Here is a 16,557-nt window from a genome sequence, read left to right as displayed (position 1 = left end):
CTAGCGATTCTAGGCACGTCGGTATGACATTTTTTCCGAGGCGCGCGGCGCGCAACGAGACGTCCCAGGAGGGCCCGGCGTGTCGGTGTCGAAGATCACCGGCGCGTCTGGCGAGTCGCCCTAGAGATGTCTGATTTCCGCGAGTGACGTCTGGCGCGGACCGGTTGACCCTACTCTGGCGTGCTCGAGCCATCCGCGGCAGTCGGCCGCGACACTCACGGTCGAGTTTTCTTCCGCCAGACGAATTTCAAACCGGACCAATCATTGTCGAAGGCGGCGACCTTCACGTCCACGACGCCGATCGGCAGCAGCAGCTCCCGCAGATCGTTCTCCGCGATGTCGCTGACGTGGCCGCCGGCCTTGCGCGGCCAGGCGATCCACAGCATGCTGCCGCGCGGCAATCCGGCCGCCAGCGCGGGCGCCTCGGCGGCCAATTCGGCATGCGTGCGATAGAAGACGATCAGGACATCGGGGGTCTCGGTGGCGAGTTCGACCTCGACGGGGAGATCGGGAATCCGCCAGCCCGGCGGGCGGTGCCGCAACGCGAGCCGATGGCCGGGCTTGATGCCCAGCTTCTTCGCCAACGGCGTTCCGGAGTAACCGGCGCTCATGGGTCGACTGTAAATGGCAATGCCCCCGGAATCGAGGGCAGCAAATCGGGGATATCGCCGCGCGGAAGGAGCATAGTCAGGCCATACGACAGACCCGAGTGTGACCGAACCTGCCGAGGTGTTTGATGAATTCGCTCAGAGCACTGTTCGCGATTCCCGCCGTACCCGCCGTCGCGGTGGCCGCCATGGTGGCCACGTCCGCGCCCGCCGCAGCCCAGATCGTCGACCAGTTCGACAGTTTCTATTCGCTCACCGATGGGCTCTGCGTCGCGCAGGTCAGCTCCGCGGTGACCAGCAACGCCTATCCGGAGCACGCGGCGTTCAGCGTGGCGACCACCATGTTCGGCGCCGGTAGCTGCAACCTGGCGCTCACGCTGAACTGGCGCAATGTGGAGACCGGCGAGACCGGGGCATTCACGGTGACCGCGCACGGACCCGGATATTGGGGCAACAGCGGCTATTCCGCGCTGTTCCATCCGGGCATCGGCCGATTCACCGGCACGATGACCGTCGGTGCGGCGCACATCCCCGAGCCGGGCACGGTCGAGTTCCGGGTCGATCCTTACCAGGGATAAGGCGAGTTCGAGGTCAGCGTGGCGAATACGCCGGCGATTCCGCCGCGGACGCGATAATCGGCGGATGAATGCGCTGTCGCCCTATCGGATTCCGGGACCACGATGACGACGACCGTTGTGGCCATGGTCGTCTCGGCGGCGTTGATCGCCGGGGCGCTGGTCATCTGGCCGCGGACCCGGCGAGTGGTGACCACGCCGGCCGAGCGGGCGGTGCATTCGGCGCTGCATACCGCGTCGCTGGCGGCGATTCCGTTGCGGCGCGGGCTCACCGCGCAGTCGGCGCAGGACTCGGCTCCGCATCTGCGCGTGCTCACCGGGGCCGAGGCGCTCGGTGTCGCCGATCCGGACGGCACGCTGCTCGCGTGGGACGGACCGCACGCCGAACTCGCGGAGCACTTCACCGAGGCGGCCAAGCGGGCCGTCGCCGGGGAGCGGCCGGTGCTCGTGTCCGGGCCGGGCAGCGGTGAGCACGCGGGCCGCACGCTCATCGCCCAGCCGCTGCTGATCGACAGCACCGGGGTGGCCGGGGCGATCGGCGTGGTCACCACGGGCCAGCCGGGGCCGGGGTGGCTCGGGGCGGTGGCCGAGGTGGCCAGGTATGCCTGCGGACAGCTCGAATTGGCCGAGCTGGATGCCTCGCGAGCGCGGCTGGACCGCGCCGAGGTCCGGGCGTTGCGGGCCCAGATCAGCCCGCACTTCATTTACAACGCGCTCAACACCATCGCCTCGTTCGTGCGCACCGATCCGGATCGGGCCCGCGAACTGATCCTCGAATTCGCCGACTTCACCCGCTACTCCTTCCGTGCCGCCGGCGAATTCACCGTGCTGGCCGATGAATTGCGCAATATCGAGCGCTACCTCGCCCTCGAACGCGCCCGCTTCGGCGACGCCCTCGACGTGCGCCTGCAAATCGCACCCGAGGTCCTCGGCGTGGTCCTGCCCTTCCTCGCGCTGCAACCCCTCGTCGAAAACGCGGTCCGCCACGGCCTCGCCCGCGCCGCCCGCGGCGGCACGGTCAGCATCACGGCCGCCGACGCGGGCACCGACTGCTTGATCAGCGTCGAGGACGACGGTGTCGGCATGGACCCCGAACTGCTCCGTTCCGGCGCCCTCGACGCCATCGAAACCGGCAGCGGCCCCGCGAGTTCCGGCGAATCGGCACACGTCGGCCTGGCCAACGTGGACGACCGGCTGCGCGCCGCCTTCGGCAACGACTACGGCCTCGTCGTCGAAACCGCTCCGGGCGCGGGCACGAAGGTCTCCCTGCGGGTCCCGAAGTTCCGCGCCGGTATCCAGGCGTGAGGTGGCGGTGGACGTCGAGTCGACGGGGATCGGGGCCGGGCGATCGGGCCGATTGCTTACGATGGAGCGGTTGTGACGCGGACCACCGATAGTGCGGGCGGCACCTTACGGGTGCTCGCTGTCGACGATGAAAAGCCTGCTCTGGACGAGCTGGTGTATCTGTTGCGCGCGCAGCCCGGGGTCGGCGAGATCCACGATGCGGCCGACGCGACCACCGCGTTGCGGGTGTTGCGCGCGCATTCGATCGACGCGGTCTTCCTGGATATCAACATGCCGGGGCTGGACGGAATGGAGCTGGCGGGCATCCTGTCGGAGTTCGCGAACCCGCCCGCGGTGGTCTTCGTGACGGCACACGACGATCGCGCGGTGGCCGCCTACGATCTGGGCGCGGTCGACTATCTGCTGAAGCCGTTGCGCGAGGCGCGGCTGGCCGAGGCGGTGCGCCGGATCGCGTCGACCCGCGGCACCCCGGCCCCGGTTGTCGATGAACCGCAGGCCGATCCGAGTGAGGTCATTCCCGTCGAGCTCGGCGGCGTCACGACGCTGGTGCCCCGGTCGAGCGTCAGCTGGGTGGAGGCGGACGGCGACTACGCGCGCCTGCACACCAGCGCCGGCTCGCACCTGGTGCGGATTCCGTTGTCCGCGTTGGAGTCCCGTTGGCAGGATGCGGGATTTCTGCGCGTGCATCGTTCCTACCTGGTCGCGCTGCGACTGGTGACCGGTCTGCGCACGGTCGGCACCGGAACGGTGGTGTGCCTACGCGCCGACGGCAATACGGCAGCGGTGGAACTACCGGTCAGCCGCAGGCAGGTCCGCGAGCTGAAACAGCGTCTGGTGCACGGCCCGCGGCAACAGTGGACCGGCCAATGACCGGACCGCAGCATCGCCCGGCCAGGCAGCGCGTCGTGCTGTCGGAACGGCGCGGTGCGCGCCGCGTCCGCACCCGGATGGAAGTGGCCGAGCAGACCGAGATCGGCGAGGCGTTGATCGGCGGCTTGATCCGCGCGCAGCTCGGTCTCGCGCTGCGCCTCGGGTTGATCATCGTCGTCGTATTGTGCTCACTGCCCGTACTTTTCGGCATCGGCACCGTCGGCTCGACGGTGGTCTTCGGCCTGCGCCTACCGTGGCTCCTACTCGGCGTCGCCGTCTACCCACTCCTTTACCTCGTCGGACGCCTCTACGTCCGCCTAGCCGAACGCAACGAGCAGGACTTCCTCGACCTGGCCGAGGACTGACGTGAACCGCCGCACCACAACGGATCCCACCGCTATCCGCACTATTCGCCGCGCACCGTCCGTCCCGCCGCGCACAAAACTGTCGGCAATCTCTTGCGCGGCAAACCGAAACGGTCGCGGCACAAACGGATCTGCGCACAAGCCTCGGCGATGGGAGTTGGCCGTTTGCCGCACCGAGCTTTGCTCGACGCGCATAACTTTGCCCCCCGCTGACGAAATAGATGGCGATTTCGTCAGCGGGAGGCCGAACGGTGCGCGGGATGGTGTCGGATGCGCGGTTGCGCGCAGTGGGTTGGTGGCGCATCGAGGGAGGGGGCGGTGACTGCGGGGGCGGTGCCGCTGCTGACTGTGTTCGCGCTGTTGTCTGCCGCGCTCGCGACTGTCGCGATCGGCGCTTACGGGGTTCGGTTGGCGCGCACTACTTCTGACTTCTTGGTTGCCTCGCGCAGTGTCAGGTCCGGGTGGAATGCTGCCGCCATATCTGGTGAATACCTCTCGGCTGCTTCGTTTCTCGGCGTCGCGGGGTTGATCGCGAAGTACGGCGCGGATGCGTTGTGGTACCCGGTTGGGTTCACCGCCGGATACCTGTCGCTGTTGCTGTTCGTCGCCGCGCCACTGCGGCGATCCGGGGCCTACACCGTGCCGGACTTCGCCGAATTCCGTTTGGGCTCGGTGCGATTGCGCAGGCTGGCGGCCACCGTGGTCGTGCTGGTGTGCGCGGTGTATTTGATTCCGCAGTTCCAAGGCGCGGGTTTGACGTTGCATACGCTGCTCGGCGTGCCCGATTGGGTCGGGGCGGCGGCGGTGGGCGCGATCGTGATCGCGAACGTGGCCGGTGGTGGGATGCGGTCGATCACGCTGGTGCAGGCGTTTCAGTACTGGTTGAAGTTGACGGCGGTGACGATTCCGGCGCTGGTGCTGCTCGGGCACTTTCTGGCCGAGGATCAGCAGCTCGGTGCGCCCGCTCCCCCGGTGGTCACCGAGCGCACCGTGGTCGACGTGCGCACCGCGGTGGTGGTGCAGGTCGCTGCGGCACAACAGGTTTCGATCACCGGGACGCTCGACGGCAGTCCGGTGACCGGTCGCGTGGTGTTGCCGCCGGGCCCGCACGCGCTGTCGCCGGGTACCGAGCTGGTGCTGGAGGCGGGCGCGACGGTGCCGGTGGTGGCGGGTGCCCCCGCGAACGGCGCCGAATGGCTGGAGCCGGGCGTCGGTTTCGGCGGCGCGCACCCGACCTATCAGGTGTATTCGCTGATCATCGCGACGTTCCTCGGCACCATGGGCTTGCCGCACGTCCTGGTGCGCTTCTACACGAATCCGGACGGCCGGGCCGCACGCGTGACCGCGGCTGCCGTCATCGGACTCGTCGGTGTGTTCTATCTATTCCCCATCCTGCTAGGGGTTTTCGCGCGGCTCTACGTGCCGCAACTGTTGATCACCGGCACCTCCGACGCGGCGGTCGTACTACTGCCCGCCTCGGTGGTCCTCGGCCTGCCCGGCCAATTGCTGGCCGCCCTCGTCGCGGCGGGCGCGATCGCCGCGTTCCTGTCCACCTCATCCGGACTGCTGGTGAGCATCGCGGGCGTGCTGAGTACCGACATGCTGCGCGGGCGAATTCGCGACTTCCGGGCGGCGGCAGTGGTCGCCGGCGCTGTGCCGCTTACTCTTTCGCTCACGGTGGCCTCGCTCGACCTGTCCCGCACGGTCGGTCTCGCGTTCTCGGTAGCCGCCTCTACCCTGTGCCCGCTGCTCGTCCTCGGCATCTGGTGGCGCGGGCTCACCGCGGCGGGCGCGGGCGCGGGCCTGATCGCGGGCGGACTGGCGGCCGGTGGGGCGACCGTGGTGTCGGTGACCGGCGGCCTGTCCGGCGAGGTAGCCGACGGTTGGCCCGCCGCGCTGATCGGCTATCCGGCGGCAATCAGCGTCCCGCTGGCGTTCGCGGCAATGGTGCTGGTCAGCAAGGTGACCCAGGGTCCGGGCACCCGGCGGGTCGGCCGCATCTTCGTCCGCATGCACGCCCCCGAACGGCTCGGCATGGGCGCCGACCGCGAAGGCACGCTGCGCTCGAAGTGAGCCGTCCGGCCGCGCTCGACGCTCAACCGCTCATCGCGTCACACCGACCGTTCACCGCACAATCGGCCGCCTTCCCGGAGTGACCCACACCACATCATCGTTTCCTCACGCGGGCCTCGATACGGTGCTGAACAAGTAAGCCATGTCACAAGCTAGGACGCCCATGACTAGTACAGAACTCGACGGCACCGCCCCACGGCGCACGCCGAGTGCAGCGGAATTCGTCGAGGTACAGGCCAGCCCGGACTTTCAAGAGTTACGAACTAGGTTGCGCCGCTTCGTATTTCCGATGACCGCCCTGTTCCTGCTCTGGTACCTCAGCTATGTGCTGCTCGGCGCCTACGCGCACGACTTCATGGCGCACAAGGTCTTCGGCAACATCAACCTCGGATTGCTGCTCGGCCTCGGGCAATTCGTTTCCACCTTCGCCATCACCGCGCTCTACGTCCGGTTCGCCAACCGTGAACTGGATCCGCGCGCGGCGGCCATCCGCAACCAGCTCGAGGGAGGCCACGCGTGAGCCACGTCAGCACCTATGCCGCCGCCGCGACGGTCGGCAACCCGACGGCCAACATCGCCATCTTCGCGGTGTTCGTCATCATCACCATGGTCGTGGTCGTGCGAGCCAGCCGCAACAATGCCACCGCCGCCGACTTCTTCACCGGCGGCCGCGGGTTCTCCGGACCGCAGAACGGCATCGCCATCGCTGGCGACTATCTTTCTGCCGCAAGCTTTCTCGGTATCGCCGGCGCCATCGCGGTGTACGGCTACGACGGGTTCCTGTACTCCATCGGGTTCCTGGTCGCCTGGCTCGTCGCCCTGCTGCTGGTCGCCGAAATGCTCCGCAACACCGGCAAATTCACCATGGCCGATGTGCTGAGCTTCCGGCTCAAGCAGGGCCCGGTGCGCACCGCAGCCGCGTTGACCACGCTCGCGGTGTCGCTGTTCTATCTGCTCGCGCAGATGGCCGGCGCCGGTGGCCTGGTCGCGCTGCTGCTCGACATCTCCGACAAGACCGGGCAGTCCGTCGTGATCGCCGTGGTCGGCGTGCTGATGATCGTGTACGTGCTGGTCGGTGGCATGAAGGGCACCACGTGGGTGCAGATCATCAAGGCGGTGCTGCTCATCGCGGGCGCCGCGCTGATGACGGTCATGGTTTTCGCGAAGTTCGGTTTCAACCTGTCCGACATCCTCGGCTCGGCCCAGGAGCATGTCAGCGGGTCCAAGGCCAAGGGCGTGGCCGCCCGGGACGTGCTGGCGCCCGGCGCACAGTACGGCGCCACCGCCACCTCGAAACTGAACTTCCTGTCTCTCGGTCTGGCGCTGGTGCTCGGCACCGCGGGTCTCCCGCACGTGCTGATGCGCTTCTACACCGTGCCGACCGCGAAGGAGGCGCGCCGATCAGTCGTGTGGGCGATCGGGCTGATCGGCGCGTTCTACCTGTTCACCCTGGTGCTCGGCTACGGCGCCGCGGCCATCGTCGGACCGGACCGGATCCTGGCGGCGGCGGGCGGACAGAACTCCGCGGCACCGCTGCTCGCGTTCGAGCTCGGCGGCGTGGTCCTGCTCGGGGTCATCTCGGCGGTCGCGTTCGCCACCATCCTCGCGGTGGTCGCCGGACTGACCATCACCGCGGCGACCTCGTTCGCGCACGACATCTACGCCGGAGTCATCAAGCGCGGCAAGGTCGATGACGCCAAGCAGGTGCGGGTGTCCCGGATCACCGCCGTGGTGATCGGCTTGATCGCGATCGGCCTCGGCATCCTGGCCAACGGGCAGAACATCGCCTTCCTGGTCGCGCTGGCGTTCGCGGTGGCGGCGGCGGCGAACCTGCCGACGATCCTGTACTCGCTGTTCTGGAAGCGGTTCAACACCACCGGCGCGCTGTTCAGCATGTACGGCGGGCTGATCTCGACCATCGTGCTGATCGTGTTCTCGCCGGCCGTGTCCGGTACCGCGTCCTCGATGCTGCCGGGCTCCGATTTCGACTGGTTCCCGCTGTCCAATCCCGGAATCGTGTCCATCCCACTGGCTTTCGTGCTCGGTGTGGTCGGGACGTTCCTCGGCAAGAAGGACGAGAACCCGGCCAAGGCCGCCGAGATGGAGGTCCGTTCGCTGACCGGCGTCGGTGCGGAGAAGGCGGTAGTGCACTGACCGTCAGCCGATAGTCGCCCCAAACTCGAGGGTTTACAGCCCCCTTGTTCTCTCGTTAGGAGATATCGCGTGACCAGCGCAACCACCGATCCCCGCGACACCACTCCGGTGTCCTACCCACCCGGCGATACCTTCGCCGCGACGGCGAATGCCGATGCGGGACTGTATGACCTGGCGGCGGCCGATCGGATGGAGTTCTGGGCCGAGCAGGCGCGGAGGCTGTACTGGGAACAGCCGTGGACGCAGGTTCTGGACTGGAGCGACGCGCCGGTCGCGCAGTGGTTCGTCGGCGGCAAGCTCAATGTCGCCCACAACTGCGTCGACCGGCACGTGCTCGCCGGGCACGGTGACCAGATCGCCATTCACTGGGAAGGCGAGCCCGGCGACTCACGCGATATCTCCTACGAGGAACTTCGAGACGAAGTCTGCAGGGCGGCAAACTATCTGACCGAGCTGGGGTTGCGGGCGGGTGATCGGGTCGCCATCTACATGCCGATGGTGCCCGAGGCCATCGTGTCGATGCTCGCCTGCGCCCGGCTCGGGCTCACCCACTCCGTGGTGTTCGCCGGCTTCTCCCCCACCGCCCTGCGTCAGCGGGTGGACGACGCCGAGGCCCGATTGGTGATCACCACCGACGGGCAGTGGCGGCGCGGGACGGCGGCGCCGCTCAAGGCGGCGGTCGACGAGGCGCTCGGCGGTGCGCCGTCGACGGTCGAGCACGTACTCGTGGTGCGGCGCACCAACATCGACGTGCCGTGGACCGAGGGTCGTGATCTGTGGTGGCACGACACGGTCACCGATGCGTCACCCGAACACGAGGCGCAGGCGTTCGATGCCGAGCATCCGCTGTTCATCCTCTACACGTCCGGAACTACGGGTAAGCCCAAGGGGATCCTGCATACCTCCGGCGGATACCTCACGCAGGCCGCATATACCCACCACAATGTGTTCGATCACAAAGCGGGACAAGACGTTTACTGGTGCACCGCGGACATCGGCTGGGTCACCGGGCACAGCTACATCGTCTATGGGCCGCTCGCCAACCGCACCACGCAGGTGGTCTACGAGGGCACGCCCAACTCACCCGACGAGCACCGGCACTTCCAGATCATCGAAAAGTACAGCGTCAGCATCTATTACACGGCTCCGACGCTGGTGCGCACGTTCATGAAGTGGGGCCGCGAGATCCCCGACGCCCACGATCTGTCCTCGCTCCGCCTGCTCGGCAGCGTCGGCGAGCCGATCAACCCCGAAGCCTGGCGCTGGTACCGGGAAGTCATCGGCGGCAACCGCACGCCGATCGTGGACACCTGGTGGCAGACCGAGACCGGCGCCATCATGATCTCCCCGCTGCCCGGCGTCACCGCGACCAAGCCCGGTGCGGCGATGGCCGCACTGCCGGGTATCTCGGCGAAGGTGGTCGACGACGACGGCGCCGAACTCGACCGTGGCGCAGCCGGATTGCTGGTGCTGGACCAGCCGTGGCCGTCGATGCTGCGCGGCATCTGGGGCGACATGGAGCGCTACCGGGAGACCTATTGGGCCCGATTCGCCGCCGCCGGTTGGTATTTCGCCGGTGACGGCGCCAAGCTCGACGAGGACGGGGACCTCTGGGTGCTCGGCCGGGTGGATGACGTGATGAACGTGTCCGGCCACCGGATCTCCACCGCCGAAGTCGAATCCGCGCTCGTCGGGCACGCGGCGGTCGCCGAGGCGGCGGTGGTCGGGGCCAGCGACGACACCACCGGTCAGGCCATCGTCGCCTTCGTCATCCTCACCGCGGGCGCGACGAACAGCGGCGATCCGCTCGTCACCGAGCTGAAATCAGCGGTCTCGCACGAGATCAGCCCGATCGCCCGGCCCCGGGAAATCCATCTGGTTCCGGAACTGCCGAAGACCCGCAGCGGCAAGATCATGCGCCGGCTGCTGCGCGATGTCGCCGAAGGCCGCGAGCTGGGCGATACCTCTACCTTGGTCGACCCCAAGGTCTTCGAGGCTATCGCCCGCGGGTAACTCCCGCCCCGGAGACGGACCCGGCGACCGCAATGGCGATGAGGGGTCGGGTCCGTCGCCCAGGAAACCCGCGATACGCGGCGGGTGGTTTAGGCTCGTGGTGTGCGAGTCACCGGGCTTCGCCTCTTCGGCGTCTTCCTGCTGCTGGCCGGCTGTCTGCTGGCCGGTGCGCCGGGTGCGCGAGCCCAATTGGACAAGCGCTGCTTCACAAATGAGGCGGGCACCCGGTGCTACTACCTCCATCTGCCGCCCGGCGCGACCGCGGGCAAGCCGCTGATGGTGTATCTGCACGGGTGCGACGATCCGATCGCACACCCGCAGCCGAGCGGCTTCTCGCTCAGGCGGGTCGCCGACGAGATGGATTTCGTGCTCGCGTATCCGATCCAGGACCGCGCGTCGAACAAGGGCCTGTGCTGGAACTGGGACAAGGCCGGGCACCAGAAGCGCGGCGAGGGTGAGCCGTCCATCATCGCGGGCCTCACCGTCGCCCTCACCGACGAGTTCGAGCTCGACCGCTCCCGGGTTTACCTGGGTGGATACTCCGCCGGCGGTGCGATGACCACCAATCTCGGCGCCACCTACCCCGACCTGTACGCGGCGATCGCCCCGATGGCGGGCGCGCCGTATCTGACGAGACTCGAGGCCGGGCCGATCATCGACGCGATGGGCCCGCGCGCCCGCCCGATGCCTGCCTTCTTCCTGCAGACCCTCTTCGACGAGATCAGCAACATCGTCATCGGCCGGACCAACCTTGCCCAATGGCTCGCGGCCGACAACCTGGCCGACCCGGGTTCGGCCCCCGCCGTGCCCACCGACGTCGAGGTCCTCGCCGTCGGCCCGGGTCTGCCGATCCCCCTCACCGTCGAGCACTACGCCGGCCCGCGCGGCTGCGAACTCGCCCAGTTCACCCTCCCCGTGCTCGCCGAACACGCCATCGGCGCCGGGTTCGTGCAGCAGGCACACGGCCTCGAAATCCAGCGGAACCTGATGCGGTTCCTCCTGGCTCACCGCATGCCGCCCCCACACCAAACCTGCTGAAACACCCAGCGCCCCAAGCGCACCTACCCGAGCCAGAGGTTTCCGCAGCGATCGCTCCGGGGTAACCCCACTGCGGCGGACCCGGCCACCGCGGTGTTGAGGGGGGTCGGGTCCGCCGCCAGCGCCTGCGCATTTCGCCCGGCCGATGCTCCTTCACCCGGGTCCCCGTTGTTGTCGGCAGCACTCGCTAGGGGACGAAGGGCGTCGCTTTGCGAGCGGCGCGCAAAGCGATTGCCCACCAGAGGAGTTGGTCCACTAAGGCATTCGTGTCTTCTTCCAGTTCGGGGTCGCGGCGGGGCCAGGTGCCGTCGGCGGCGAAGCGTTGCCACGCTTTGGGAATGGTGAGGGTGCGGCGGATGGGGACGGCGTTGAGCTCGGCGAACACCTGGCGAAGGTGGGCGGCGGCGTGGCCACCTTCGGGATCGCTGCCGTAGCCAATGATGGTGACCGGCTTTGCGGCCCATTCGGTGTCGAACCAGTCGATGGCGTTCTTCACCGAGGCCGGGAAACTGCGGTTGTATTCGGGAGTGACCACGACGAAGGCGTCGGCGGCGGTCAAGCGGGCGCCGAGGGCGCGGACGGCGGCGGGGGCCGGGTCGTCGTGGCCGGTCAGCTGGTCGGGCAGGTCGGCGGTGGCGAGGTCGATGCGGTCCAGGTCCAGGTCGCGGCGGTGCAGGCGGCCGGCGAACCAGTCGGCGACGGTGGGGCCGAACCGGCCCGTGCGGGTGCTGCCGACGATCAGCGCCACACGCAACCGGGTCATCGGGCGTCCCTGACGGGAGCGTCGAGGAAGGCCGGGATCATCGGGAGCAGCAGTTCGGGGCGGTGCACGAGGGTGATGTGGGAGGTGCCCGGGAGGATGGCCAGCTGCGCGTTCGGCAGGCCGGCGGGGGTGTCGCCCATGATGCCGCCGCCGAAGAGGCGGAACATCTCGACCGCGTGCTCGGGGCGGACGATGTCGGAATCGCCGATCACCGTAAGGGTCGGGGCCTTGATCTGGCGCACCGCTTCGACGCGGAATACCGGGCTCGCGTTCTGGTCGTGTTCGGTCACCTTGGCGACCAGACGCGGGAAGTCTTCGGGGCGTGGGGCATTCGTCAGGTAGTCGTTGTGGAACGGTGTGCCGTGCAGTTGTTCGGGTTTCAGCTCGGCCAGACCGTCCATCAGGCCCGGATGCATCGCGCCCGCGTCGAGACCGCCGGCGGCGAGGATCTGCTTGCGCACCAACTCCGGGTGGGTCAGTGAAATCTGCAGGGCGACACCGGCGCCCATGCTGTAGCCGAGGATGTCGGCGCGCTGCACGCCGAGCTGGTGCAGCAAGGCCACGGTGTCCTCGGCCATCTGCGGGGTGCGCAGCGGGCGGTCGATGTCGGCGGTGTGGGCGTGGGCCTGCTGTTCGATCGCGATGATCCGGCGGGTCTTGGCGAGTTCCGGGATGAGCTGGCCGAAGTCGGTGGTGATGCCGGACAGTGCGCCGTGCAGCAGGACCAGTGGGGGTTGCTCGGTCGGGGTGCCGTGTAGTTCGTAGTACATGTGCAGGCCGTTGATATCGGCGTAAGCGCCGGGGTCGGCAGGCTTCGGGTCGGTGGTTCCGCAGCCGGTCAGCAAGGCGGTAGCGGCGAGTGCGGCGGTGGCGAAGACGGTCGCGAGTTTCATGTCGGGGCTCTTTCGGTGGGTTGGTTCTGCGTTGTGAACCACTGTGGCCGGGGTGCCTTCCGGTTTGTTTACGGTGCGTTTCCGCTGCGCAGCGGCATCGCTAAGCTGCCGGTATGCGTTTCGGTGTGCTCGGTCCGTTGATGGTCTGGACGGATTCCGGTACGACCGTGCCGATCCCTGGTGCCAAGGTGCGCGCGTTCCTGGCGGATCTGCTGGTCAACGCCGGGCAACCGGTGTCGGGCGATCGGCTGATCGACGACATCTGGGCCGACGATCCGCCCGGCAATCCGGCGGGCACGCTTGCGGCCAAGGCCTCCCAACTGCGCAGGGCCTTGGCGGATGCCGAACCCGGGGGACGTGATCTGGTGGTCTCGCCGCCACCCGGTTACCGGCTGGCGAGTACCGATCTCGACGCGCTGCAGTTCCGCTCGCTGGTGGCGACCGCGCGGGAGACGGCCGAGCCGCGGGATCGGGCGCGGGTGCTGAGCGAAGCGCTCGGACTGTGGCGCGGGCCCGCGTTCGCGGACTTCCGGGACGCCGCGTTCGCGCAACCGGCCATCGCGCAGTTGACGGAGCAGCGTCTGGTCGCGGTGGAAGAGTTGGCCGAAGCGCGCTTGTCGCTGGGCGAATACGGCGATGTTGCCAGCGAAATCGCCACCATCGTGACCGAACATCCACTGCGCGAACGGCTTCGCGCTGCCCAGCTGCGGGCGCTGTACGGGGCGGGTCGGCAGGCCGAGGCGCTGGATAGTTACGAGGATCTGCGCAGGCAGTTGGCCGACGAGCTCGGCCTCGACCCGAGTCCGGAATTGGTTGCGCTGCAACGGTCGATTCTCGGGCAGGAGCTGGAACTCGCCACGCCGCGGCCGGAAACCGTACTGCGGCGGCGTAGTTCCAACATTCCCGCGCAACGCACCGAACTCATCGGGCGCGCAGCGGATCTCGCCGAGTTGAGCCGCGCTGTCGGTGAGGCCAGGCTCGTCACGCTCACCGGGCCGGGCGGGGTCGGGAAGACCCGGCTCGCGCTCGCCGCCGCGGCCGCATCGACCGACCGATTCCCGCACGGCACCTGGCTGGTCGAATTGGCCCCGCTGCAACCGACCGCGGCCGATGGGGCGACGTTCCTCGTCGAGGCGGTATCGCAGGTGCTCGGCATTCGCGCCACCGACGGCGCCGATCCGACCGAGCTGCTGTGCGAGGTGCTCGCCGAGCAGGAACTGCTGCTGGTACTCGACAACTGCGAACATGTCGTCGAGCACGCCGCCGACCTCGCCGAACTATTCCTCGGCGCGGCGCCGAACCTGCACATCCTGGCCACCAGTCGCGAGCAGCTGCGGCTACCCGGCGAGGACGTCATCGCCGTCGAACCACTCGCGATACCCGCATCCCACGCAAACCTCGCCGACCTCGAACAATCCAGCGCCGTAAAGCTTTTCGTCACCCGCGCCCAGGCCGGCGCCCGAGATTTCGTCCTCGACGCCGAGACTGCCGAACCGGTCGCCACCCTGTGCCGCAGACTGGACGGCATCCCGCTCGCCCTGGAACTGGCCGCAACTCGGGTGCGCGCACTCGGCGTACACGAGATGGTCGCCCGCCTCGACGATCGTTTCCGACTCCTCGCCACCGGCCATCGCGGCGCCCCACCACGTCAGCAGACGCTCACCGCAATGATCGACTGGAGTTGGGAGTTACTCGACGAAACGGAGCGGGCGGTGCTGCGTCGCCTCGCCGTGCACGCGGGCGGGTGCACGCTCGATGCGGCCGAGATCGTCTGCGCTACAGATGGATTCGAGCCGTACAACGTCGCCGCCGAGACGGACGAGTCGTCCGATGCAGGACTACTAGCAGGAAATATGTCCCGCGGCAGCGGGGTCGGCAGCAGCAGCAACGGCAGCGGCAGCGGTGTCGGCAGCGGCGGTGTCGGCGGCAGCGGCAGCGGCGGCGGCAGCGGCAGCGGCAGCGGCGGTGGCAGCGGCAGCGGTGGTGGCGGTGGCGGCGGTGGCGGTGGCGGCGCAGATCCTCTCATCCGATCCGAAGTCGGCCGCTCGCCGCGTGTCGATGAGTCCACTGTTGCCGATGTTGTTGCGCGGCTGGTGGATCGGTCGCTTGTGCATGCCGCGGGGCGGCGGTATCGGTTGCTGGAGTCGGTGGCGGCGTTCAGTCTGGATCGGCTGGTGGAGGCGGGTGAATTCGACGGGGTGCATCGGGCGCATCATCGGTATTACCTGATGCTGGCCGAGCGGGCGGCGCCCGAGTTGCATGGGGCCGATCAGCGGCGATGGTTGCGGCGGTTGGATGTGGAGGGGGCTAATTTGCGGGCGGCGCTGGATGGATTCGTGCGCGCCGGTGCGGCCGATGAGTCCTTGCAGCTGGTCAATGCGCTTGCTTGGTATTGGTTGCTGCGTGGGCGGTTGGCCGAGGCGCGGCGGTGGTTCGATGCCGCGCTCGCGCTGGGTGGTTCGGCGCGGCGACGGGCTCCGGCTCTTGCCTGGCGAGTCGGATTCACTTTCCAACAGGGCGAATTCACCGATGGTGCGACCAGGCGGCGCGAGATCGCGGCCGTGTACGACACCGTCGACGACGCGGCCGGGCGGGCCCGCGCCGAGCTTTTCCTCGCGTTCTCGGCGCTCGAATCGGGCGACCTCCCAGAACTGGAAGCCTTGGTGCACAAGGCACTTCCGGTATGCGAGGAACTCGGCGACCGATGGGGCGTCGCACTCGGACACGTCGCCCTGGCGAAGGCTTCACACAGCCGAGTCGACTTGCCGGCCCTCGAACTCCACGCCCGCGCCGCCGCGCGCCTGTTCGCCGAAATCGATGACCGCTGGGGCAGGCTGCAAGCCGCCGAATGGCTGGGTGGTCTCGCCGAATTGACCGGCGATCTGTCCGGCGCCACCGACATCCACACGGAGGCACTGGGTTTGGCTCAGGAGCTGGAGTTGTGGGGCCAGGTGTGCACCCACCTCTGCTGGCTCGGCTGGATCAGCATGCAGCACACCGAATTCGACCGTGCCCAAACCCTCGGCGACCAGGCCATGCGGGTTGCCGCCGAACATGGTTACGGCCCGGGCCGCCTCTTCGCCTCGGTCGTCCTCGCTTTCACCGCCCGCCGCAACGGCAAACCCGAAGTCGCCGAACATATCCTGCACGAACTCCTGGCCTTCGCCCCCGCCGACGGCGAGGAAACCCCGCTGTTCGTCCCCATGCTCCAGGTCGAACTCAGCTACCTGCTCGAACCCCGCGACCCGGCCGCCGCCCTCGCCATGTCGCTGACCGCCCTCGACGGCGCCCAACGCATCGAAGCCCCGCGCGACACCACCTTCGCCCTGGCCGCCCTGGCCTCGGCCACCGCCGCCCTCGGCCATTTCGACACCGCCGCCCAACTCCTCGGCGCCGCCCACACCATCCGCGAAACCAACGGCATCCCCCTCCTCCCCGCCGAACGCCCAGACATCGACCGCCCAACCACCACCCTCCAAGCCGTCCTGGGCGACCACGCCTTCACCGCCGCCCACACCGCAGGCACCGAACTCACCGTCCCCGAAGCCCGCACCCTCGCCGCCTCGACCCGCACCTGACCATGCGCCCAGCGTGCTCACTGCCTGCTGGACCGGTCAGCAGACGTACCGCTCTGCACTCGAGCTCGCCTTAATGCCGCACCGTGCTCACCAACGCAGATCGTCCGTTGTCTCGGACAATATTTCGCGCAATTCGTCACGTTGATCCGAGGCATCGGGACCGAGGCGATCCAACTCCTGGACCACCTCCGTTGCACGGATCCATCGCTTTCGCCGCATAAGGGCTTCACGCCACGACGATGTCCGCGCGGGCGACACGACACATTCACTCGACACGCCGATATTCGGCTGTCGTGAATGTCCGTTTGAACCGGGGGGTGGG

13 protein-coding genes are annotated in these 16,557 nt (G+C 68.2%); 10 read left to right on the top strand and 3 right to left on the bottom strand.

The window, feature by feature from the left end; all coding sequences use genetic code 11:
* Nucleotides 1-215: 215 nt before the first annotated feature.
* Nucleotides 216-611, bottom strand: a complete 396-nt coding sequence (locus F3087_RS36090; RefSeq protein WP_150406601.1) for a DUF3052 domain-containing protein — start codon at nt 609-611, stop codon at nt 216-218.
* 125 nt (nt 612-736) lie between these two features.
* On the opposite strand from F3087_RS36090, the gene F3087_RS36085 reads away from it, so the two are divergent.
* The 9 genes from F3087_RS36085 (at nt 737) to F3087_RS36045 (ending at nt 11,001) form a co-directional block, all read left to right on the top strand.
* Entirely contained in the window at nt 737-1,186 is a 450-nt protein-coding gene (locus tag F3087_RS36085) for a hypothetical protein (RefSeq protein ID WP_150406600.1), read from the top strand.
* 102 nt (nt 1,187-1,288) lie between these two features.
* Nucleotides 1,289-2,488 carry a sensor histidine kinase gene (locus F3087_RS36080; RefSeq protein WP_150406599.1) on the top strand — a complete coding sequence of 400 codons (1,200 nt, stop codon included), beginning with the start codon at nt 1,289-1,291 and terminating at the stop codon, nt 2,486-2,488.
* Between the two features lie 72 nt (nt 2,489-2,560).
* The gene (locus tag F3087_RS36075; protein WP_150406598.1) at nt 2,561-3,358 is read left to right on the top strand and encodes a LytR/AlgR family response regulator transcription factor; all 798 of its coding nucleotides are present in this window, start codon (nt 2,561-2,563) and stop codon (nt 3,356-3,358) included.
* Nucleotides 3,355-3,723 (top strand): hypothetical protein, encoded by a 369-nt coding sequence (locus tag F3087_RS36070; protein ID WP_150406597.1) that lies wholly within the window; start codon nt 3,355-3,357, stop codon nt 3,721-3,723. Before F3087_RS36075 ends, F3087_RS36070 begins: the two co-directional genes overlap by 4 nt.
* 318 nt (nt 3,724-4,041) lie before the next feature.
* The gene (locus F3087_RS36065) at nt 4,042-5,796 is read left to right on the top strand and encodes a sodium/solute symporter (RefSeq protein WP_223885599.1); all 1,755 of its coding nucleotides are present in this window, start codon (nt 4,042-4,044) and stop codon (nt 5,794-5,796) included.
* Nucleotides 5,797-5,959: 163 nt separating this feature from the next.
* Complete coding sequence (locus F3087_RS36060; protein ID WP_150406595.1) at nt 5,960-6,316, top strand: DUF485 domain-containing protein; 357 nt, start codon at nt 5,960-5,962, stop codon at nt 6,314-6,316.
* On the top strand, nt 6,313-7,950 hold the full coding sequence (locus F3087_RS36055; RefSeq protein WP_150406594.1) for a solute symporter family protein: 1,638 nt from the start codon (nt 6,313-6,315) through the stop codon (nt 7,948-7,950). Before F3087_RS36060 ends, F3087_RS36055 begins: the two co-directional genes overlap by 4 nt.
* A 69-nt stretch (nt 7,951-8,019) precedes the next feature.
* A complete protein-coding gene (gene acs / locus F3087_RS36050) occupies nt 8,020-9,963 on the top strand; it encodes an acetate--CoA ligase (RefSeq protein ID WP_150406593.1) in 1,944 nt (647 codons plus the stop codon).
* Nucleotides 9,964-10,065: 102 nt separating this feature from the next.
* A complete protein-coding gene (locus tag F3087_RS36045; RefSeq protein WP_150406592.1) occupies nt 10,066-11,001 on the top strand; it encodes an extracellular catalytic domain type 1 short-chain-length polyhydroxyalkanoate depolymerase in 936 nt (311 codons plus the stop codon).
* Nucleotides 11,002-11,188: 187 nt separating this feature from the next.
* Here the strand turns inward: F3087_RS36045 and F3087_RS36040 are convergent, their stop codons facing one another.
* Both F3087_RS36040 and F3087_RS36035 read right to left on the bottom strand, forming a co-directional pair.
* Nucleotides 11,189-11,764 (bottom strand): NADPH-dependent FMN reductase, encoded by a 576-nt coding sequence (locus F3087_RS36040; RefSeq protein ID WP_150406591.1) that lies wholly within the window; start codon nt 11,762-11,764, stop codon nt 11,189-11,191.
* Nucleotides 11,761-12,657, bottom strand: coding sequence for an alpha/beta fold hydrolase (locus tag F3087_RS36035; RefSeq protein WP_150406590.1), 897 nt, complete (start codon nt 12,655-12,657; stop codon nt 11,761-11,763). Before F3087_RS36035 ends, F3087_RS36040 begins: the two co-directional genes overlap by 4 nt.
* 113 nt (nt 12,658-12,770) lie before the next feature.
* Between F3087_RS36035 and F3087_RS46900 the strand changes: the two genes are divergently transcribed.
* Nucleotides 12,771-16,235, top strand: coding sequence for a BTAD domain-containing putative transcriptional regulator (locus tag F3087_RS46900; protein ID WP_223885598.1), 3,465 nt, complete (start codon nt 12,771-12,773; stop codon nt 16,233-16,235).
* The last annotated feature ends 322 nt before the right edge of the window (nt 16,236-16,557 follow it).

The organism is Nocardia colli (assembly GCF_008704205.1).
Taxonomy (GTDB): domain Bacteria; phylum Actinomycetota; class Actinomycetes; order Mycobacteriales; family Mycobacteriaceae; genus Nocardia; species Nocardia colli.
This window is presented reverse-complemented; position numbering and strand designations above follow the sequence as displayed.